Origin of the sequence: Aliterella atlantica CENA595 (assembly GCF_000952155.1) — a bacterium.
GTDB lineage: Bacteria > Cyanobacteriota > Cyanobacteriia > Cyanobacteriales > Chroococcidiopsidaceae > Aliterella > Aliterella atlantica.
The window spans coordinates 23985-43598 of record NZ_JYON01000038.1 but is presented as its reverse complement, the minus strand read 5'-3'; the positions used below and the strand labels follow the sequence as shown (position 1 = coordinate 43598).

Here is a 19614-nt window from a genome sequence, read left to right as displayed (position 1 = left end):
GGTTCTTGGCGTTGGGCGGCTAAAAAGGCTTGTTCTTGATGGTGGTGGAAGTGAAAAGGTTTACCGTTTTTGGAGAAATAGCGATCGCATTCTGGATGCAGAACTCCCTGTTGTACTAATTGAGTTACAGTTGCCCCTTTTTTATAAGTGGGGTTTAGCTGCACTAAAGGATCGCTCCATAGCTTTCCCTGCTCTAGTTCTTTGGTAACAAATTCCTTAACTTTGGGGTCGCTGATTTTGAGGAAACTTTCAATATAGCGGCGGTAGTCGCCAATAACCTCATTACGAAACTGGAAAATATCTAGGGCAGGTTGGTTAGAAACGTCAGGCATACAGAAGTTTTAGTGCAGGCGATCGCTTGGTTTCTGTATTAGGATGCCCAAGTTGAGCGGATAAATCGCAGAATTTGATTACTGTATTGCCTAATTGGGTAGCAAATGGGTTCATCGCCTATTAAAAATTATTTTTTATTCTGTAGGATACTGTCATAGGCATCGGTTTTAAGTATCAGTCGGTCATTTGTCAGGAAACAGAATGTCTAGCCTTTCTCACTTTTGGCATCAGATTTGTCAAAATAGCAATCAGGACTAGCTCAATATAAATTTCTTCATGAAGGACAGAGATATGACACAGAACAGAATTGCTGAAAATAGTCAAAATATTGAAGTTAATGAAGACTTTGAAGTAATTACTCAAGTGCTTGTTAAGATAACGAAGCTTACTCCTGAGCAAATTAAGCCTCACCTTGATAGTATGGTTGAGCGGTTGAGAAAATTGAAAGGGACTCCTGCATATAAAACGACTCCAGAAGAGAGATCGCGTGCTTTTCGTGAGTGGGCGCAAAACCATGACCGAAATACGACACTTCTGTCTGATTATGCTGTCAGCCGCGAGAGCATATACGATGAATCAATATTCTAATGCAATTTTAGCCGAGTTTAATTTTAGAACGTCTAGCTTTGACAAGTTCAGGAATATATTTATTTTTTTCCTCTTGTCCATCGAAGCCAAGTCGCTCATATACATCACCACCAATTCCAGGTAACACTTCACCTTCAGAAGTGCGTTCGTCATCTTTAGCGAAAAAGAAAAACCTAAACTTGTCGTAGATATCTTTCTCAAAACTATTTTTAAGCTTTTCTTCTGCTTGAACGTACATGACTGGAGCTACTATAAATATCTTCTCAGGATCGATTTTTTGAATTAAGTCTGTAAGGTTTGTCCTAACTACACAAGCGCCAGAAATGATTGATTTTATAATAATTAAGTAATTGACAGACGGGCTGGCAGGTTCTTGGTATTTCCTTAAAATCGGTGCAATTTTTAGGTCTTCGATATCAAAAGGAGAAAAACGCTGATTCCAAAAACAAGCAAAGGCAACTGTTTTAAGCTGTTTTTCTAGACTTACAAGCATACCTTGGGCAAGAAAATCAGCATCTTCAACAGTGCAAGCAAGGTAAACATTACAATGCACGTCACCAATTTGAGATAAGATAGCATCGCCTAGATGCATACCAACCTTCGTCATAGTTTTTTGGTAGATATCTGGCGCAACACTTTTATCAGTCAGAGTATCTAGTAAAACTCGGACACTTTCATTTGCAAGATTTGAGTAGATTCTTGTCATATCAAGAAGTCCTCAAGTTCCTCAAAGCACGTAGGGCGTTTAGTCTTAATAAGTTCTTGGATTTTCCTAAACTGAGGTGTTTCAATGCTATGAGACAAATCACCCTCCATAAGTCCATTTTTGAACTCCCAATGTAAGAAACCCTTTGTCAAATTATATTGGAAATCGGGAATTTTACCTAGAATCTGTGTAACTTCAGAGTCTAGCTGCAATTCTTGACTAAAGGAACGGATATAGCAGGGAGATGAGTTTTGAGCTTTTTTTAATATGTCCATCACAGATACTTGTGACTTAGCGCTAGAAACCCAAGCACCCAGTAGCACTGTTGCTACACATTCAATCTTATCTGGGGCAGGATTATCAAAAGCACATAGATACTCTATAGCTTGTCGAAACTTAGGTTCTTTCGCAATTAACTTGACTAGCTCCCCATCGTAGGGGAAATCAATTACTTGAGTATATTCCTTAATAGCTGTAGGAATATTAGATTCTAGGTTATTTTTGAGAATCGGGTGAGAAACTACCAAGACAAGCTGTGACTCTCTTGATATAGTTTTATTAAGTTTGTATTGCTTTTGAAAGTCATCAGATGTACTTTTAAGTCCTTGTCCCCAAGCTTCATTCTTACTATTTTTGAGTTGATAATGCTGGAGAGGAGTTTCATCTTGGCAATCAACGATCAAGTCGTCAACAAAAGCAAGAATCTGGCTAGAAAGTTGAATTTCCTTACCACTTTCGATGACAGATTGTGATAGTAGAGCTATTTGATAAACAGCGAAAAAGTTTTCGTACGTATTACCTTTTGCTCCACTACTTCCGCCTCTGTTCTTGTTAACGAGGTATTCCACAACCTCGTTACCGAAAATCTCTCTAAGCTGTTCCAATACGTACATTCGTCACGTTGATAAATTCTGATAAGTACCTTTGTACTTACTTAAACATCTTATCCCATGCCTCTAGCACCAATCGCTGAGTGCGATACTCACCAAATTGTTTGATTTCGTTGTTCTTTAATACGCGGAATGTCTCGCTAGGAAAATCTGCACCGTAGACATCAGCAGGGTCTAAAATATATCGCAGTTCGTCGCGGGTCAGTCCGTAGAGTTTGGCATAGTATGCGTCTAATTCTGCTCTCAATAATGCTCGTCTGTTTGGATTCCAAATAAAGGGTTCTCCGTCATATCCCATATCTTGAGCGAAGGGTTGCATATCCCAGGCAGTGTAAACTAATTCGAGAACGCGGCTACTAATAAATTTGATGGCACTTTGGGTGTATGCTTCTGGAGGAATTACAGGGAGTTGTTTTAAGTAGTTGTGGCTAAGATGTGTCCCTCCAACTTTTTGTCTAACCACATAATCAAACACTAAACTCTGCAAGTTAGAATAAAAACAGGTTACTAGCTGATTGTTTCTTACTTGCAAAAATACTATATTCATTCCTGATGTTGCAATCAAAGGAAGGAAACTTCCAATACAAGTCCTAGAATCTGTATTTCTAGCAATATCTCTAATACCTAGCAACCATGATTTTTGCCACTTATCTCCTAAGTGCTTCTCTAATTCAGAACGATTTAACCAGTAACGAGGTTGAACAACAAAAGCGGGATTTTGTTTCATTTCGTCTGTTGCTTGAGGCAATATACCAGCATTCAAGTTAGCTTGCGTTGCACCTTCATAAGTTGAATAACGGTGATCGAACTGATGAAACATCTTAGCTTCGTAAAGTGGAACCAAGCCCTTACCTGCTTTATTCTTGAACAACGCGCTATCGCTAGTCATGTTAAATAGACCTTGTTTAAACGAAACACCCCAAGGGTTTTTACCTGTGCGCTCATTTTCCATGACAGGCACACACTGATAAATTTTCTTGGTCATATCAGCATCAGCACGAGTTCGGAAAGTAGGGCAAGTGAGGGTATTAGGATTAATTAAGGCAATTTCCTCTGAAGTTAGACTAAAATTTCGTTTTTGGTTGTTAATGTCTGCGAAATAACGACAGAAAAAGGTGAAAGCAGGCTGCTTACTTTTAACACTCTTACCCGTAATTGCTAGGATACAGAATTTAAAAGCATGATGAACTGACGGGAAGATGAAAGCCTCATTTTCAAAACCTATCAGACTCGCTAGCGATTGAGTTTTAATCAAGTCACCAAAATACTTTTTAGTCGTGTCATCAGTGGCAATTCCAACGGGAAGAATAACACCGACTCTGCCATGAGGCGAAATTACCTTTCTGGTTATTTCAGCAAATACAGCGTAAGTATTAATTTTGCCTGTAGCTGTTAAGGGAAAACGCGCAGATTCTCTTAAAAACTTATTTTGAGCATCCGCATCATGTTTGGCAAGGTCAAAGGCTTGTGCTAATACTGGGTTAGTTTGAAATAGCTGTTTAATAGCCTGTTTCCGAGCTTCTCCAGACAGTTGTGCAATACTTGGATCGCGAGACGCGAAAAACTCTTGTTCTGCAATCTGAAGCATCTCCCAAGGTGGATTACCTAATACACAATCAAACCCACCCACCTCAAATACTTCAGGAAATTCTAACGCCCAGTGGAAAAAGTGTTTTTCCTGCGCTAGCTTATTGGCTGCTTCCACTATTTTTTGTATAGACGCATTCCCCCGTAATAACTGAGTTAATGCTGCTGTTGTTGGTAAGAATTGTAGATTTTGTTCTGTCAAAAGCATAAAAAATGCTGCCGTCCACAAATTGCAGGCAGAATAGTCACGCCACCAACCTTGATCTTGACGACTTTGTTGATACTGGACTCGCTTTTGCCTGACATCACCTGTTGTAAATTCTGCGATTGCTCCCACTTTTTTAGCCGTTTGAGCATAATGCGATCGCTGATCATTTGACTGGTCAAATACTGATAGCTGCCCCTGTAAATCTGTCTCCCTTTCCTTCTTATTTCGCTTGCGGTACCGCGACGATAGCGACTTATCATCCCCTGTCACCGCCTTATAAGCTTCATCTGGGATACCTTCTTTCAAACACTCCAAATTCAGCACCCCCACAAGAGAATTACCGCACTTAATTCGGTGATCGAGAAAATTCAGTGGCAACCCGCAATTAAAGCCTTCAATCCATAAGGCTACTTTGCATAGGTCAACTGCTAATGGGTTCAAATCCACCCCATATATACAGTTCTGAATAACATCCCGAATAGCTTTGCGTAACGGTTCTAGTCCTGGCTGCGCTTCTTTTGTGCGAACCTTAGCTAACTCTTTACCAATCCGCCGCGCTGCTGCTAAAAGGAAATGTCCCGAACCACAAGCTGGATCGCAAACCTTTAAGCTTAGTAATGCTGCTTCCTGTTCTGGTTGAGTTTTCGCCGCTTGCAACTTGTCAGCAATTACAGGTTCTAAAGCACTCTTAATTAACTGTTTTACTAATTCTGGTGGCGTGTAGTAAGAACCAGTAGTTTTGCGATCGCTCCCAAACACCAAAGCAAATTGATAGATACCCTGACGCTGAATTACTTGTGGATGAAATTCTAGTAAACTTTCATATATACTACCAAGTTCCTCAACGTCTAGTACCGCATAATTTACTCGGCGCGATTGTCCTTTATCTTGATACAGCGACAAGTGGCGAATTGCTAGCAGTAAGTCATAGTTGTCAATTGCACAATCGCTCAAATCTGATAGCGTGTTAGAACCAAACAGATCGCCGTTTAAGGGCGAAAGTCCTAATAATTCTCCCCGCCAGTTTTCATCAAATAATAGAAAAGTTACGCGCAAACCTTGCCATACATCTTGGAAACCTTCACGCCGCCATCTGGGACGTTCGGCTAATGCTCTGAGGCGTTCGATGCTGTAATATTCGCGGTAGATTCTTGCCTTTTCGCTGTCTTCGCCAATCAACAACAAATCCCGCGACTCTGCCACCATGAGAAATAGCAGGCGGTAAACTAGCCGCAATAGTTGGCGATAGTAAGTTAATTCGTAACTGCGATCAAACTTTTGCCGCAGGCTTTCATTTTTGGGATGTTGAAGAAAACCAGTACCTAATGTTTTTAAGGCTTCTTCTACACCGTCACGCAGGCGATCGCGTACTCTTCCCCCTTGTTGCAACGCCTCCTGGTGGTAAAATTCCAGCAAACACTTATCGGCATCGTCCATGCCTTGAGGCAACCGAGAACGATGGAACAGGCGGTAAAATAACCCAAATGTGGCAAAGTCTTCACTTTCTAGAATCTGCTCTAGATCGAACTCAATGTAGGTAAGGCGAGTCATCAGCGAAGAATCGCGCAACAATCGCCAGCGCAAGCCGTTAGTTGCGATCGCCCACAAATGTTCTGTTTTGTTGAGATACTCTTGCACTAATCCATGTGCAGATAACCTAGGCATACCGCTAGGCGGACGCAAATCTACCTCTACCCGACAACCGATAATTTGAATCGGGGGCTGATTTTCTCCAGGTTCGGCGCGGTGGGAAATTGCATAAGTTTGTCCCTCTACAACTTCAGCTTTGGCAGTGTATACGGGGTTGTAGCCAAAACTGCGTAATAGCGGTACAGCCCACAATTCGCGGGTAATTGTCGTCGCCAAATCGTCAGCAGCTAACCGAGAGAGCGATCGCTTAAATGCCGCCCAGTAAGCTTTGGCATCACCCCAAGCTGTAGCAATTTCATCGGCTAGTTTGTCTGTTTTTGTCAACCCAAAATCTTCTGGTGCTTGCCCTTTAATACTTCCCGTCAGTACCAAAGAAGTCATATCTGGAGCTATTAAGTTGCCTGCAATTTGAACGGCTGTAAGTGTAGTCGCTACTTTCATAATATTTACGTATAAAAATTTAGGTTTAAGATTTGCGCGATCGCATGGAAAAAACTTATTAACTCTGTTGGCGTTTTCCTGGCTGGAGGATATAAACGCCCAAAATATCTACTGGCAGGTGAGGCTTGACTTGGATTTGCCCTTCTTTGGTAATTGCTCTTACCCGCCGATGGGATTGGGAAAGATGATGCGATCGCTCTAGTGCAAATAGTTCTAAGTCAGGTTCTAGTTCGCCAACTCTACTTAATACATCCTGCAATTCCATCTGTTTGATAGCTAAAGGTGCATCGCCTGAAGGAGTAGCTTGTTGCAACAAAGATGCTGCTTCTTGAGGATCTAGCCAAAGTGGGTTTGACGGCGAACCAGTAAAGCCGACAACTGCACATTCTTCTGCTAGCAATGTTTGATGTTTGGGACTATCTAATAGGTGTCGCAAGCGGATTAACAATAAAGTCGTCCGCTTTTGTACGGCATCCGTTGTCGTAAAACCGCACCGCGAAGCTTTAGGCTCTTGGCTATTATCTAGAGCATCTTCAACGATGTAACGCGCCAAACCTTCTACTAGGGCATGATTGCGTCCTACATACTCCACACCTTCCGGCGTGGGAGTTGTAAAAGAAAGCGATCGCGGTTTATCGCCTAATACTGAGGCAAGAAACTCAGGCGGTTTTGGCAGCAGCCATCCGTATTTCTTCTTGACTAAAGCGCAATTCAAGCTTGCACAAACAGAGATAACAAATCTTTCTATATCTTGCTCGTTGCCCAAAATCTCATCAGAATCAATCAACTCCTGTTCTACTTCTTCTGGCTTAATAGTGCGCTGTGCAAAACGAGTGCGGCTGACTTTTTCCCGTTCTACAGCTTTATCCCAACTTTTATGAACTTGTTCAACGCCAGAACCTTCGCTATCGAGTAAATCCAACAGCGACAACTGCACTGCATCCGTAGCACGGTCGAACAATGATTTAAAGACAGCTTCCGAGACTGTAGTGCTGTCCATCGGTACGGGAACGGTAATGCCCAAGGTCTTATGGATTTGGACGGCTTTACGAATCAAAACTTCTAGCACTGCGCCATCTACAGGGTTATCTTGACCGTAGAGCAAATAACTTTTTACTATTGGGGCAGTTTGTCCGTAGCGATCGATGCGTCCTTCTCTTTGCTCCAAGCGGTTAGGATTCCAAGGTAAGTCGTAGTGCAGAACGGCGCTAAAATGCGATTGTAAGTTGACCCCTTCACTCAAACAGTCAGTAGCCACTAGCACTCTTTGCGGATAAGATTTCAACTCTTCTAAGCGAATTTCTCGCTCGTCTTCCGAAAGTTCGCCAGTAATCGCAATTACTCGAATTTGACTGCCTTTTTTCTCTAACTTCTGTTTCAAAGCATTAGCGAGATAATTGGCTGTAGCAATATAGCGACACCAAATAATCGGATTCATACCGCCAGAGAGCAAAGATTCAACAGTAGTCATGCACGATCTCAATTTTTGATCTTTGTCGCCTTGTAATTTCTCTGCTGCTTGGACAAAAGCCTTTAACCGCCGTCTATCTGCATCTTTATAAGTTTGCTGCCCTTGTTCGATAACTATTGTCGGTTGAGCATCTACCGCGCTTTCTTGTTCTGTGCGATCGTAGACATAGGCACTCATCAGTTCGTCATCCAAAACTGGCAAGTCTTCTTGATTCTCAAGCTGCTTTGATTGCCCCAATTGCTTGCTCAAGGTTGCAATTGCGGCGGCTGGCGAAGACATGACGCAACGGATTAATGCTAAAGCCGACCAATATCTACCCCGCCTATGGGCATAGCTCATTTCTTGGGTTGTAGTTGTGACTAAGCCACGCGCAAAGTTATAGACATCTTCAAACAGTTCTCGATACTCTGGTGATAGCTTGTAGGGCTGCTCTTGCGATTCTCTTTGGGGAAAAGGTGTTTCATTACCCAACCACAACTTGACATCCGCCCGCCGTCTCTGGATGAAATGATTGGCTAACTTGTCTCGTTCGGTTGAAGATAAGCGATCGATATTTAAATGCTCAAACTCTGGTTGAATTAATCCCAATAGCGATAAGAAAGCTGATTCAATGCCACTGTGAGGAGTAGCGCTAAGTAATAACAAATGGCGATCTCGTTTTTCAGCAATTTGGCTAATTAATTGATGGCGTTGCTGCTGCGATGTATTTTTGTTATTGGGATGGGTACAAGTATGTGCCTCGTCTACGATTACTAGATCGGGGCAGTGAGTAATAAAACTTGCGCGACGACGCTCTGCTTTGGCGTAGTCTAGGCTGACGATTATATGGCGATAATAACTAAAAATATGACTATCGTTCGGGATTCCCCGTTCTAACTTAGCTGCTGTACCAGAACGGACTACTACCGCATCGATGTGGAATTTTTCTTTTAATTCCTGCTGCCATTGATCGCATAGATGGGGCGGACATAAAACTGCTATGCGTTTTACTTCACCTCGATCTAGCAGTTCGCGGGCGATTAATCCAGCTTCAATTGTCTTACCAATGCCCACGTCATCAGCAATTAACAGCCGCACTGTTTCTAGGCGCAGTGCCATCAACAAGGGAACTAGCTGATAAGGACGGGGACGCAGCGATAAACGTCCCAAACTCCTAAACGGTCCCGCACCACTTTTAAGCAAAAGACGTGCTGCATCCATTAACAGTAAGGCGGCTGCGCTATCTTTTATGCTTGTAGCTTTTGGCGATGGAAATGTTGCTGAGGTAACAGTGTCTAGTGCTAGCTGTCGATATATGCCAACTATTTCATCTTCGTTGCCACTCAAGGGACGCAAACAAACGATATCCTCATTTTCTGAGGGTAGAACCACCCACTGGCGATCTCGGCAGGTAACTATGGAACCAAGCGTATAGTCTAACGTTGCTGTCATTTCCCTATTTAGATAGGCAGCAGCAAGTAGGCGGTAAGATTTGATACCTTACTGCTGCCAACTAACTAGCTCTCTATTTTTGCTAAACTTCGTATCTGTTCTAATTTCAGAACGCTCGATCCAACATCAGTATATTCTCTGAAGAGTAATAAAATTAAGATTAACGGTTATGTATCTACACTTAGAAAACATTTCGTAAAAGTCAGTTAGTAAGTGATATTAATTAAACCTTGCCTCAACACGGTTATCTACCAACGCACCATCAGTCTGGTGAAATGACGTTCCCCCCTTCATCCTGAAGAAATACAAGTTTTTGCACAATATCGGTCACAAATACTTTAAAGTTACGATTGCTATCGAGCAATGCTAAAAACTCTCGCCCGTATTCCTGGGTAAGTCTTCGGCGTTGCATTTGATCTCTTTTCCTCAGCGCTCGATCCTCAGTTTCTAACTGAGTTATATACTTAATAATGTGTCTTGGTACAGCGTCGGTAGCACTGTACCAAAATAACTTTTACCAAGAGAAACCAAAATAAAGTACGTTTACCTTATTTTTTCTTCTTTATGGTTTCAGTAACGGTTGTTTTAGGGTGTTTTTTGGCGTACTCTGGGGTTACGAACCTTCCAGTTTCGGCGCTACGAGATGCCTTTCGGTCTTTTTCCTTAGCCATTTGTAGGTTTTACCTTAATGATATTAAGCCTGTACTCCGACCTAGCTTTTGCGTAATACGCTTAAGCCAGCACAAGCAGGAGGTCTTTAACCTCCTATCAATAAATAACTTATAAAATTCAAGTTTGGTAAAAATACAGATCCAAAAATTTTCTAACTACACGTATAAATGAATGTATTGCTTCTCTTTTATCGGTAATGAGAATAAAAGTTATGTTTGTAAATTTGAATAAGTAAATTGCTATGGTTTAAGCGATCGCCTTCGTTAACTGCCTCAATACAGCGATCTAAACCTTACTTGTATAACCTTACCCACCGATGAGGCATCAGTTTCAGAAATAGTATTGCCCTCCTCATCCTGAAACACGAGTTTCTGTACTACGTCGGCAATAAATACTCTAAATACTATTAAAACAGTAAAATCCAGTTTTGCATTTATAAAACCCATTTGAGGTCTCTAGGACCATTGCTAGTTATGGTATGTGAAAAATTACTTGCGTAAATATACGCAAATATTTCAGCAGTGTCCTTCAATTTCACCGCAATTGTACGCTTGTATAGCAGAGAAAAATTTATTTAAGTTTTCCCTAGGTAAGAATTTTAGCAGCGTGTACGCCAACATCTTTAAGCTAATTAATAGTTTATTCTGTTACTCACATTAAACTTTTTGGAAGCTAGAACCTGATCGATTATGTCAATAAGTAGTGATGTGTTTAAAGTCATAAATTAGAAATGAGTAAGTATGTACATTAACCTAATAGACCAGTTAGTTCATAGTACTGTCCGAATTGAATGTGTAACTCAGTACGGTAGTAGCTCAGGTTCAGGCTATTTCTTTGCTTTCCTTGAAACTGGAGAAAGTCATGTGCCATGCATTATTACAAATAAGCACGTTATTTCGGGTGCTTTAAGGGGCAAGTTTCATCTGACAATCCAAGGACAAGACGGTTTACCTAAACTTGGTGAACACATTTCTTGTGAATTCGATAATTTTGAATCAATGTGGCTTGAGCATCCTGATCCGGCGATTGACTTAGCTATTTTCCCAATTGCACCTTTAGTTCACCAAGCAAGAAATCAGAATATTAACTTTCACTTTACTTGCTTAAATAAATCTGTAATAGCGACAGAGGAACTGTTATTTACTCTTCCAACAATGGAAGAAATCGTTATGATCGGCTACCCCAATGGAATCTGGGATGCGAAGCATAACTTACCAATTATAAGGAGAGGAATAACCGCTACTCATCCTAAATTGCCATACAATGGTCAACCAATTTTTGTAATTGATGCAGCTTGTTTTCCGGGTTCTAGTGGCTCTCCAGTTTTTCTGGTCAACGTAGGTAGTTACGTTGATGCAACTGGCACTCTATATGTAGGAAATAGAATTGCCCTACTTGGTACTCTGTATGCTGGACCTCAGCATTCTACAACTGGAGAAATTATCATCGTTGAAGTTCCAACAGACACTAAACCAGTATCTATTTCATCTATTCCGAATAATCTTGGTTTTGTAATTCATGCCTCAAAAGTCCTTGATTTTGAAATGCTACTACAACATTAGTTAAGTGAAAATAGTGGTATGTGCTTAAACCTGTGCCTAATGTTCCGCTTAAGCGATTACTAAAAATTTTAGTTCTTTGCGAAGGCGATTTCTAGAAGCTCAAACGGAACACTAGATTGCCTGCGTTACGGATCTGGGATTTTTAGGATAACTGTTAGCATTTGAAGTCAAGCGTATTGCGTGGTGTTACGATGTGCAGTGTTAATTAACTTAGTCTACTGATTGGTCCACTGCTGTCCTTGGGTGACGTAGCATTAGTTAAACTAAGTCGTCTATGAAATCCTTGCCTCCAGTTGAATCGATTTCGACTGGACTAATTTAGTACAATGCCTTGATTAGGCTACCAAGCTAATAGGTAAGCTAAATCCTCCGCAAAGCAACAATTGGATCGAGTCGAGCAGCGCTTCGTGCTGGGATAACGCCAAAAGTCAGACCAATACTGCCAGAAACACCCACAGCAAGCAGTACGGAATTTAAGGAAATACTAGGTTTCAAGAGAGTTAGCACTCATAAGAGTGCTGTGACTCCTATACCAATGCCGATACCTGATGTCTACAATGCCAACATATTGTGACACTATGCTAATGCAGTGACCTAAACCTCACCTGAATAACTTTGCCTACCAACGAACTATCCGTCTCAGAAACAACATTCCCCTCCTCATCCTGAAACACAAGCCTCTGTACTATATCGGTAACAGTCACCCTAGCATCAGGATCGCCGTCAATCAAAGCGAGAAATTCATCCCCGTATTTGTGAGCAATTCTCTGACGTTGAGCCTCGGTTTGCCGCCGCATCGCTCTTAGTTCTGCTTCTAGTTGGGCAATGCGCTCCTTAAGAGCTTGTATGCGATGCCGAAGGCGGTTCGCTTCGCGACCATCGCTCATAGGGTTTTTCCTCCAGCCGCAATGCACTCAATTTCAGACCAAGGCAACGAGCGCAACTGGCTCCATAGCTTAGAGACACCACCGACGAAATGCACCAGGATATCTCCATCGTGCGATTGTGAATACTCCATTAAGTGACGTTTAACAGCTTCATCTGCCCATTCCCTCCAACCGCAACCAGGTTTGGTCAAGGATGGCTTTTGTCCAGACTTAACGGCGTGGATGAATAACCCAATCCCTGGTCTATTTTTCCAGGTAGCGATCGCTTGCTGGAAATACTCAAGAGCATCATCAACCTGCTCTGGATGACGGTCGAGAGCAGAAGCAAGGATAGTATTGAGGCGCAGGCTGTCTACCGATTCATTAGTTAGCGCTGATAGCTTGGTTAATAATTGAGTACGAGCAGGTGATTCCAAAACTGGCGATGGCATTGCTACTTCATTTGTGCGGTCGCTATTAGGTTGAGAAGGCTGGTTGACTGACGCAGGTGAATGTAAGCAATTAGTTGGTTGGGTAGCTGGGGATTGGGTAGAAGTAGAGGAGTCTACAGAGGTATCTTGGCAGGGCAACCCATCAAATTTGTTTTCGATGCAATCGCCAGCGACGGAAGGTAGATCCAAATCTAAATCTATCGGCTCCTTATTCGCCAATTCGTCCTTGGCTACGGGCGAAGTACGGGAGCTAGCGATAACTGCCTTATCCGATCGCTTTTCTTCCTCTTCCCTCTCCTCGATGTAAGGAGAGGTAGTTTTAGAAGTAGTAAATGCCGTATTCTTTGTAGATGATCTGCTCAAATTAGCACTATCGAGGTGTTCAAATTGAGCAGATCGATCTGTCTGATTTGAACAAATGCTAGAAATCAATACTTCCAGACGTTGGTAGTTAATGCTGTACCACTTAGTTTGATTCCACTGCCGTTTGTTGAAGCGTTCAGTTTTGAGTAGATTCAATCCTTCTAACCTGGCGATCGCACGGCGGATTGCAGATAGACTCAAGAATGGAAACTGCTCCTGCCATGCCCGATACGTATTATAAATCCAGCGACAGCCGTTGATGAGGTGGCTTGACCTTTCCAGCCAGTAATGGATTTGTTGGAGAATGACTGCTTCGTGCAAGCCAATTTCCTTAGCTAAGTCTGGTGGGAGCAATAAGGGATGAGGGGCAAGCGATGTCGTCATGCTTCTCCTCCCTGGCTGATGTATGTGGGTAGAAGAAAAGCTACCTGGAAAAAGAAATATGTATGCTGTCTCATCTGCCACCTCCTTCCCCAAGCAAAAGCTGACGATTGCCCACTTGGTAAGCGAACAAGCGCTGGATTTTGGGTAAGAGATGCCGAGGTAGCTTTAAGGTGGGATGAGCAGTCAATTCCCTTGACCAAGCCCCTGAATCCTTGCCTAGCTGCACTGAATTAAGCCATTGCCAAGTTTGCTCGTTGTTCTTGAAGCCGAGGCGCTTTGTTAGATAGCCGATGGTTATGCCGTCACTTTGGCTCTTGACTCGTCCAGTTTTGGCATCGACAGCGATGGTCTTCTCAACTACTTCGCTGCGGGTAATGACTGCATCCGGTTTACCAAGAATTAGCTCCACCATCCCAGAGCCATGCAAAGCAGCGATCGCATTTGTCGCTTGCATTAGTCGCTCTTGACTTTGGGCTGCGGCAGCTTGAGCTTGGGCTACTAGCAGTTCCAGCTTGAGGCGCTCGATTTCTTGGGACTGGGCGGGGATGACTTCTTTAAGGACTTGTTTAGCTTGAGAGAATGCTTGCACTAGCGCGACCTTGCACTCTACTACGCGCTCAGTATTACGAGAAAAGGTCATCAGCAAGGTGGCTTGTTCTTCAGTTAAATAAGCCACGCGCTCAGGACGACCGCCCTTGCTGCCTTTGAGGGGTTTCTCCGTTTCAAACCGCACAACCCCAAATGCTGCTTCTATGCGCTCAAGGTAGTTATCTAGGGTTTCCAATAGATTTTTATGTGCGATGCCTAAATTTTGGGCAATCAAGCGTGAATCAACAACTAGAACGCGATCGCGCTCTATAACTGATAAATTAGACATGGCTCATTCCTTGTAATAAGAGGGATGGCTAGGCGAAAAGCGATCGCGTCTGATCCGCCAAGACTGCACGCGATCGCTTTAACTGGTAGCTGTCGAATCAAGGTCGGATGTAACAGCCACTAATTCTTCCAAAGAGCAATTCAAAATCTGACATAAAGCTAAGGTTTGAGCAGGGGTTAGCCTTGGCTTATATATTCCTTGTTCCCAGTTGGAAACAGTTTGGTCGGTAACACCAATAGCTTGGGCTACCTGTCTTTGGGTCAGATTCAGTTGCTTTCTCAGATTCATAATTTTTTCGCCTGAACCCATGAACTCCTTTATTATATTACAAAATACTTTTACAAATTACTTTTACAAAAATGCTTGACATCTCCCAAATTACAAGTTATCTTGTAATTGTAAGGCAAAGGCAATCAGAGTAGCCTTCTACCAAACGGGAAAAGGAGCCTTCAGTCTGAATCCAAATTCCATTCATACAGCAAAGCAGCAGAGAGCGGAACTGCATCAACACCGCCCACCCCACCTTTTTGTTGTGGATGACCTGTGAAAAAGAGGAGCGAAGCCTCGGTGAGACAGACCCTACCTTAAATGGTTAACGCTTATATGCGAAGGGCAGATCAAAAAATACTTTGTTGTCAAGTTAACTGATTTTGAAAACAACAAAGCCTACAAGCGTTCTACTTTGGTCGGCGGATCGCTTGCAGGCTTTGGGTTCCCATTACAGGAGAATTCAATGCTAACTCAAGACAAATCTTTAAAGCAAGTTAAAGTTAATCAATCCCAATACGGCATCATCAATCCCAGCCGCGATATTACTACTGATGACGAACTATATCTGCGTGACTATGCGCTTGCCGCAGCAGTGATTAGTTGGGATCGAGGCACTTACAATACTCCAGCAAAAATCACGCCAGCACAAATTACCAATATTGCCCTAACTGGCGATACAGTCTGGTATCAAATTGATTTCCATCAAGCCATCCCGATAGATATAGAGACATTCCATGCTCATCGCTTGCAGATACAGCTAGGTCAAGTAGAGCAAGAACAACCAACTGGATTGGCTGGCGATTCTACCAGTTATCAGCTACGACCCAATCCAGAATTTATTAATGAGTACGAGCAAGGTAGCGCTCATGGCAGGCTAGATGCAGGGCAAGGAATACCACCAATATGCACTGAGGCTAGTTGTGCATATTCAGTAGGCTATTTGGAAGGGTATAACAGTTTTACGCAGGCGAAGGAAAAGGCAAAAGCCTCTACTACTAAGCTTCCTACTTGGTCGGTAACGTATAACAACGAGTGGGAATGGTACGTTGTTTGGGTAGGCGATCGCGCCATCGGTAGAGCATCAACCCACCAGGAAGCCGAGCGCATAGCACAGAAGTATATCGCTGGTCAGAAGTTTTGGCAGGAGCATCGGCAACGGGTGCTAGCCGCATACGACTACTAGCAATATGCAATGCGATCGCACCAGTAATGCGATCGCATTCCTCATGTCTTCAATAGTAACTGTTTGTGCCAAATGGCGTTATACTATGAGCAATTGACGTGCGTGGTTGCAAATATGGTTAGTAGTGCCAAAGCCCAATCCAGCCTCAATAGAATTCAAGACCTGCTAGGTATTGCCCAAGATCGCACTCAAAATACAGAGCCATCGCAAATGATTGCCGCAGGTATTCCAGCTAGTGCCATTGTTCGACTTAAACAGGCAACTGGATTATCAGAACAGCAAATGGCACAAACTGTAGGTATCTCTCGGCGGACTTTGAGCCGTCGCATTCAACAAGCAAATGCAGACTCAAATCAACGTCTAACTGCTGCTCAATCAGACCGACTTTATAGGTTAGCGCGGATTGTCGCGCGTGCAGTAGAAGTATTCGGTGACGAGGTGGAAGCAAAACAGTGGCTTAACGAACCGAAGCTAACACTAAATGGGCAGACACCATTAGCAGCAATTAGCACCGAACCTGGCGTAGAGCAAGTAGACCTGATGCTAGGAAGAATCGAGCATGGCATCTTCGCCTAGTATTCGAGTTTGGCGCATCTGCAATGCAAAATGGGCGGCAACAGCGTTTGATGGTACTGGAGCTAAACTATACGGCGGTAGGTGGAATCCAATTGGCGTAACTGTCGTTTACACCTCAAGCAGTCTGGCACTAGCAACTTTGGAACTGTTGGTCCACTTGGGAGTAAAAACGTCTCCACAAGCATACGTGGCGATCGCTGCTGATATCCCTAGCACTATAGCTATAGAACAGGTGGATAAGAGTAATTTACCAGTTGATTGGCGCAGAGATCCGTCGCCTTCGTCACTAGCTGCTATTGGTCAGCAGTGGGTAAGTAGAGGTAACAGTGCAGTGCTGCAAGTCCCTTCCGCAGTTATCGACGAGGAATGGAACTACTTGCTTAACCCACAGCACCTTGATTTTGCCCAGATTGCGATCGCCGCAGCTAGAGAATTTCAGTTTGACTCGCGTTTGTTTAACTGAGTTCTCACGATTGTTCTTTTCCTGTATCAACCAGCAGACACGACTGCAATGGTCGAAAGCGAATGCGATCGCGTTTATGTACCGTTGCTGTCGCTATCACTTGAAAATATGAGGTTTTAACGATGGACATTAACGAACTGACAAAGAACTTGAGCGATCGCGCCGTTGCAAGTGAACTGATTACGTGGCTGAGACAAAACGAGCTACTATCTGATAACTGTGGCAACGAAGCTACCGATACCCAGCTAGCAGAAATATTCGCCCTCCACAGCCTAGAAGAGAGCAAAATACTAGCTCAGATTCATCAGCTATTGACAGCAAGCAAACAGTCAACCCTTACCGATGCAATTGTTGACACTTGGGCTGCACCAATGTTCTCTAGGATGACTGCATCTGCTCCCAGGAAAACGCCAAAGCTAGCTGCTATCCTTTGTTGCTTACCACAGGAGGAGAGGAGTTTGATTACCGTAGCCTTGACTTACTTGTTGCAAGCAGAAGGCGATGATTTTTTGATTACCGAGCAACAAGTAAATCTAGCCGCCAGCATCCTTTGCGCTGTGGGCAAACGATCTGCATCAAATATCTAAGAGCAAGAATTCTTTTTCCAGGTAGCTCCAGTAATCCTGCCTCAAAGCAAATATGCAGACATAAACAGCAATTGCAAGCAACAAACCGCTAACAAAGTGCAACCAGTCAATACTCAAACTAACAGGAATAAAGCAATGAATCATGAACTTGAACGCGACGAGTTTATTAGCGACGAATATATAGACAAAAATGCTACCCTACCGACCGTAATTGTTCTAAACGATCAATTGCATTGCGGGTATTTTATCCCCGTCAGCACGATGGCAAAATGTGGTTGGGTGAACTTCGACGAATCGCAACTAATCGCTCATACATTTCGCTCAGGAGAAATTGAGCAAGGCATACTAATTACTAATCCTCGGATGCTTGTTTGTCCCAAGAGCGATTTATACCAGTATGATGTTGAAGCGTCGGAAAAACAACAGAAACGGGCAATAGTTGGGTTATTCGATCCAGCCCTTAAAGGCGATCGAAATATCAGGACTGAACGTTTATATTTAGTATTCTTCTTGGATGAAAACAACAGTCCTTTGCACACATCGCCCTTGAAGTACGCAGCCAGGGGTGTAAATGGGGCAACGTTTGAAACCGAAAGACGAGCATTCAAGTCGCAGCTAGAAACCTGTCATGCTCTAGTTAATCAAGTAGCAGCCAAACCGAAAAACGATCGCTTTCATGCTTTAGGAGTGTTCTGCTTCAAAACACAGGCAGAATTAGTGGGCGAGAAGCAAAACAAGTCGTGGTGCTGTCGGATAGTCAGTCATGAAAGTCCGACGACTGAGAATTGGAAAAATTACTTTATTGGCTACACAAATCTCAAAGACTATGCATGGTCAGCACTAGAACCTGGGCAGAAGATTGATGTGCTATCAATTCCAGCTTTGGAGGGGGAAGCACACGAAATGGCAGCATTGCTACCTAGTGATGAAGCAAGCTATCAGATGAGCGCTCGTACAGAAGCGTGGTCTGATGCTAGGTTGGTTGCCCAATCAACAGCAAAATCAAGCTACGAAGACGAGGAAGATGAGAGCGTTGGGTTTTGAGTAAGGGTTAATCAACTACTGCTGTTTGGAAAGTAGATTAATTCCTTTTCCAAACAGCAATTATTCCCAAACAAGTAAAACAAACAGGGGACTAGAGACACTAGCTAGTCTCCTATCTTGTAGTAACAGGCGTGAGAATCAATTATGCAACAAATAAGTTTTGCAACTAAGCAAAGAAGCTTGGAGCAATTGCAATATTATAAAGCGCACTATCAACGACTATATCCGCAAGCAAAGCAGCAAGGCAAAATTATTCTGCGTCATCACATCAAGAAGTTGAACGCGCAAATTCAACATCAGCAAGACGAATCAGTAGATAATAGCTAATGACTGTGGGGGCGATCGCACCTGGCAGCGTCGGAAATATCAGTAATGCAACTAATAGCATTATCGTTGTTGAGTAGGTATGTCTGCGCCGACTATCGATTTGGATTTAGGGGCGATCGCTAACGAAACAAGATAAGCTATCAGCCAACAGTTAATTGCTACCCTGTTTTCAGTAACTATTTATTTCCTCTGCCATTCTCCACAAAAAGTTATCTTGATATGCAAGTAAAATCAGGGAAAATAAAGCTAGTTAGACAACGCTATGTCACAAGCAGCGCAAAAAGCCGCGATCTCCCAATATTACGCTAGCCTAGCTGCTATGGATAGAGACGGCTGGTTAGAAGTCTTAGCTGCTGACGCTGTAATTTACGACCCAGTGGGCAAACCCCCTTTGAGGGTACAAGAAAATTCACCCAAGTTTTTTGACTTACTCTCTAGGTTCTACAAGCAATTTGCAATCGTGCAGGACTATGTATTTATAGTTGGTCAGAAAGCTGCTGTCAAATGGACAATGAGAGTTGTCGCCATCAATGAGCGTACTGCAAAGGCTGAAGGTATAAGCGTGTTTGAATTTGACAAGCAGGGGAAGATTGCTCTAATTGAGTCTTACTGGGATGAAGCTTCAATCAAAGGGCAGTTGGCAGGGTAGTAGAAGTTTATTGGTTGTACAATCGCTGCAAAAT

21 protein-coding genes are annotated in these 19614 nt (G+C 43.0%); 9 read left to right on the top strand and 12 right to left on the bottom strand.

Annotated features, from left to right (window positions below; translation table 11 throughout):
* Both UH38_RS23060 and UH38_RS27985 read right to left on the bottom strand, forming a co-directional pair.
* On the bottom strand, positions 1-332 hold a 332-nt coding region (locus UH38_RS23060; RefSeq protein ID WP_045057047.1), incomplete at its 3' end, for a hypothetical protein.
* Positions 325-447: a hypothetical protein gene (locus tag UH38_RS27985; protein ID WP_268748913.1), complete on the bottom strand. Its 123-nt coding sequence runs from the start codon at positions 445-447 to the stop codon at positions 325-327. The genes UH38_RS27985 and UH38_RS23060, both read right to left, overlap by 8 nt.
* A gap of 177 nt (positions 448-624) precedes the next feature.
* Here UH38_RS27985 and UH38_RS23055 point away from each other — a divergent pair, with 177 nt between their 5' ends.
* A complete protein-coding gene (locus tag UH38_RS23055; protein ID WP_045057057.1) occupies positions 625-921 on the top strand; it encodes a hypothetical protein in 297 nt (98 codons plus the stop codon).
* Positions 922-928: 7 nt separating this feature from the next.
* Here UH38_RS23055 and UH38_RS23050 read toward each other — a convergent pair whose 3' ends face one another.
* The 5 genes from UH38_RS23050 to UH38_RS27515 form a co-directional block, all read right to left on the bottom strand.
* Entirely contained in the window at positions 929-1627 is a 699-nt protein-coding gene (locus tag UH38_RS23050; protein WP_045057046.1) for a hypothetical protein, read from the bottom strand.
* Positions 1624-2520 carry a hypothetical protein gene (locus UH38_RS23045; RefSeq protein ID WP_045057045.1) on the bottom strand — a complete coding sequence of 299 codons (897 nt, stop codon included), beginning with the start codon at positions 2518-2520 and terminating at the stop codon, positions 1624-1626. Before UH38_RS23045 ends, UH38_RS23050 begins: the two co-directional genes overlap by 4 nt.
* Before the next feature lie 37 nt (positions 2521-2557).
* Positions 2558-6403: an Eco57I restriction-modification methylase domain-containing protein gene (locus tag UH38_RS23040; RefSeq protein WP_235355387.1), complete on the bottom strand. Its 3846-nt coding sequence runs from the start codon at positions 6401-6403 to the stop codon at positions 2558-2560.
* 58 nt (positions 6404-6461) lie between these two features.
* Entirely contained in the window at positions 6462-9305 is a 2844-nt protein-coding gene (locus UH38_RS23035; protein ID WP_045057044.1) for a helicase-related protein, read from the bottom strand.
* Positions 9306-9567: 262 nt separating this feature from the next.
* Complete coding sequence (locus UH38_RS27515) at positions 9568-9717, bottom strand: hypothetical protein (RefSeq protein ID WP_200892587.1); 150 nt, start codon at positions 9715-9717, stop codon at positions 9568-9570.
* Positions 9718-10717: 1000 nt separating this feature from the next.
* On the opposite strand from UH38_RS27515, the gene UH38_RS23030 reads away from it, so the two are divergent.
* Positions 10718-11539, top strand: a complete 822-nt coding sequence (locus UH38_RS23030; protein ID WP_045057043.1) for a trypsin-like peptidase domain-containing protein — start codon at positions 10718-10720, stop codon at positions 11537-11539.
* 360 nt (positions 11540-11899) lie between these two features.
* Here the strand turns inward: UH38_RS23030 and UH38_RS27980 are convergent, their stop codons facing one another.
* The 5 genes from UH38_RS27980 to UH38_RS23010 all read right to left on the bottom strand — a co-directional run bounded on the left by UH38_RS27980 (position 11900) and on the right by UH38_RS23010 (position 14790).
* Positions 11900-12034, bottom strand: a complete 135-nt coding sequence (locus tag UH38_RS27980; protein ID WP_268748912.1) for a hypothetical protein — start codon at positions 12032-12034, stop codon at positions 11900-11902.
* 86 nt (positions 12035-12120) lie between these two features.
* On the bottom strand, positions 12121-12426 hold the full coding sequence (locus UH38_RS23025; RefSeq protein ID WP_045057042.1) for a hypothetical protein: 306 nt from the start codon (positions 12424-12426) through the stop codon (positions 12121-12123).
* Entirely contained in the window at positions 12423-13604 is a 1182-nt protein-coding gene (locus tag UH38_RS25100) for a hypothetical protein (RefSeq protein ID WP_052672542.1), read from the bottom strand. Before UH38_RS25100 ends, UH38_RS23025 begins: the two co-directional genes overlap by 4 nt.
* Positions 13605-13674: 70 nt before the next feature.
* Positions 13675-14481: a Rha family transcriptional regulator gene (locus UH38_RS23015; RefSeq protein ID WP_045057041.1), complete on the bottom strand. Its 807-nt coding sequence runs from the start codon at positions 14479-14481 to the stop codon at positions 13675-13677.
* Positions 14482-14559: 78 nt separating this feature from the next.
* Positions 14560-14790 (bottom strand): helix-turn-helix transcriptional regulator, encoded by a 231-nt coding sequence (locus tag UH38_RS23010; protein ID WP_045057040.1) that lies wholly within the window; start codon positions 14788-14790, stop codon positions 14560-14562.
* A gap of 424 nt (positions 14791-15214) precedes the next feature.
* On the opposite strand from UH38_RS23010, the gene UH38_RS23005 reads away from it, so the two are divergent.
* From UH38_RS23005 to UH38_RS22975, 7 genes are all read left to right on the top strand, one after another.
* A complete protein-coding gene (locus UH38_RS23005; RefSeq protein WP_045057039.1) occupies positions 15215-15934 on the top strand; it encodes a hypothetical protein in 720 nt (239 codons plus the stop codon).
* 102 nt (positions 15935-16036) lie between these two features.
* Positions 16037-16510 (top strand): type II RES/Xre toxin-antitoxin system antitoxin, encoded by a 474-nt coding sequence (gene parS, locus UH38_RS23000; RefSeq protein ID WP_235355386.1) that lies wholly within the window; start codon positions 16037-16039, stop codon positions 16508-16510.
* Positions 16494-16973 (top strand): RES family NAD+ phosphorylase, encoded by a 480-nt coding sequence (locus UH38_RS22995; RefSeq protein ID WP_052672540.1) that lies wholly within the window; start codon positions 16494-16496, stop codon positions 16971-16973. The genes parS and UH38_RS22995 overlap by 17 nt, the downstream gene beginning before the upstream one ends.
* A 122-nt stretch (positions 16974-17095) precedes the next feature.
* Positions 17096-17560 (top strand): hypothetical protein, encoded by a 465-nt coding sequence (locus UH38_RS22990; protein WP_045057038.1) that lies wholly within the window; start codon positions 17096-17098, stop codon positions 17558-17560.
* A 135-nt stretch (positions 17561-17695) separates the two neighbouring features.
* Entirely contained in the window at positions 17696-18604 is a 909-nt protein-coding gene (locus UH38_RS22985; protein WP_052672539.1) for a DUF5895 domain-containing protein, read from the top strand.
* A gap of 144 nt (positions 18605-18748) precedes the next feature.
* On the top strand, positions 18749-18931 hold the full coding sequence (locus tag UH38_RS22980) for a hypothetical protein (RefSeq protein WP_045057037.1): 183 nt from the start codon (positions 18749-18751) through the stop codon (positions 18929-18931).
* 262 nt (positions 18932-19193) lie between these two features.
* Positions 19194-19580, top strand: a complete 387-nt coding sequence (locus tag UH38_RS22975; RefSeq protein WP_045057036.1) for a nuclear transport factor 2 family protein — start codon at positions 19194-19196, stop codon at positions 19578-19580.
* The last annotated feature ends 34 nt before the right edge of the window (positions 19581-19614 follow it).

What these genes read in the sequence shown, in the direction of transcription:
- UH38_RS22995 (WP_052672540.1), top strand. Translation starts at nt 16,494, where the DNA reads ATGGCATCTTCGCCTAGTATTCGAGTTTGGCGCATCTGCAATGCAAAA.
- UH38_RS22990 (WP_045057038.1), top strand. Translation starts at nt 17,096, where the DNA reads ATGGACATTAACGAACTGACAAAGAACTTGAGCGATCGCGCCGTTGCA.
- UH38_RS23025 (WP_045057042.1), bottom strand. Translation starts at nt 12,426, where the DNA reads ATGAGCGATGGTCGCGAAGCGAACCGCCTTCGGCATCGCATACAAGCT.
- UH38_RS27985 (WP_268748913.1), bottom strand. Translation starts at nt 447, where the DNA reads ATGAACCCATTTGCTACCCAATTAGGCAATACAGTAATCAAATTCTGC.
- UH38_RS23055 (WP_045057057.1), top strand. Translation starts at nt 625, where the DNA reads ATGACACAGAACAGAATTGCTGAAAATAGTCAAAATATTGAAGTTAAT.
- UH38_RS23045 (WP_045057045.1), bottom strand. Translation starts at nt 2,520, where the DNA reads ATGTACGTATTGGAACAGCTTAGAGAGATTTTCGGTAACGAGGTTGTG.
- UH38_RS22975 (WP_045057036.1), top strand. Translation starts at nt 19,194, where the DNA reads ATGTCACAAGCAGCGCAAAAAGCCGCGATCTCCCAATATTACGCTAGC.
- UH38_RS27515 (WP_200892587.1), bottom strand. Translation starts at nt 9,717, where the DNA reads ATGCAACGCCGAAGACTTACCCAGGAATACGGGCGAGAGTTTTTAGCA.
- UH38_RS22980 (WP_045057037.1), top strand. Translation starts at nt 18,749, where the DNA reads ATGCAACAAATAAGTTTTGCAACTAAGCAAAGAAGCTTGGAGCAATTG.
- UH38_RS23040 (WP_235355387.1), bottom strand. Translation starts at nt 6,403, where the DNA reads ATGAAAGTAGCGACTACACTTACAGCCGTTCAAATTGCAGGCAACTTA.
- UH38_RS23050 (WP_045057046.1), bottom strand. Translation starts at nt 1,627, where the DNA reads ATGACAAGAATCTACTCAAATCTTGCAAATGAAAGTGTCCGAGTTTTA.
- UH38_RS22985 (WP_052672539.1), top strand. Translation starts at nt 17,696, where the DNA reads ATGAATCATGAACTTGAACGCGACGAGTTTATTAGCGACGAATATATA.
- UH38_RS23030 (WP_045057043.1), top strand. Translation starts at nt 10,718, where the DNA reads ATGTACATTAACCTAATAGACCAGTTAGTTCATAGTACTGTCCGAATT.
- UH38_RS23005 (WP_045057039.1), top strand. Translation starts at nt 15,215, where the DNA reads ATGCTAACTCAAGACAAATCTTTAAAGCAAGTTAAAGTTAATCAATCC.
- UH38_RS23035 (WP_045057044.1), bottom strand. Translation starts at nt 9,305, where the DNA reads ATGACAGCAACGTTAGACTATACGCTTGGTTCCATAGTTACCTGCCGA.
- UH38_RS23015 (WP_045057041.1), bottom strand. Translation starts at nt 14,481, where the DNA reads ATGTCTAATTTATCAGTTATAGAGCGCGATCGCGTTCTAGTTGTTGAT.
- UH38_RS25100 (WP_052672542.1), bottom strand. Translation starts at nt 13,604, where the DNA reads ATGACGACATCGCTTGCCCCTCATCCCTTATTGCTCCCACCAGACTTA.
- UH38_RS23010 (WP_045057040.1), bottom strand. Translation starts at nt 14,790, where the DNA reads ATGGGTTCAGGCGAAAAAATTATGAATCTGAGAAAGCAACTGAATCTG.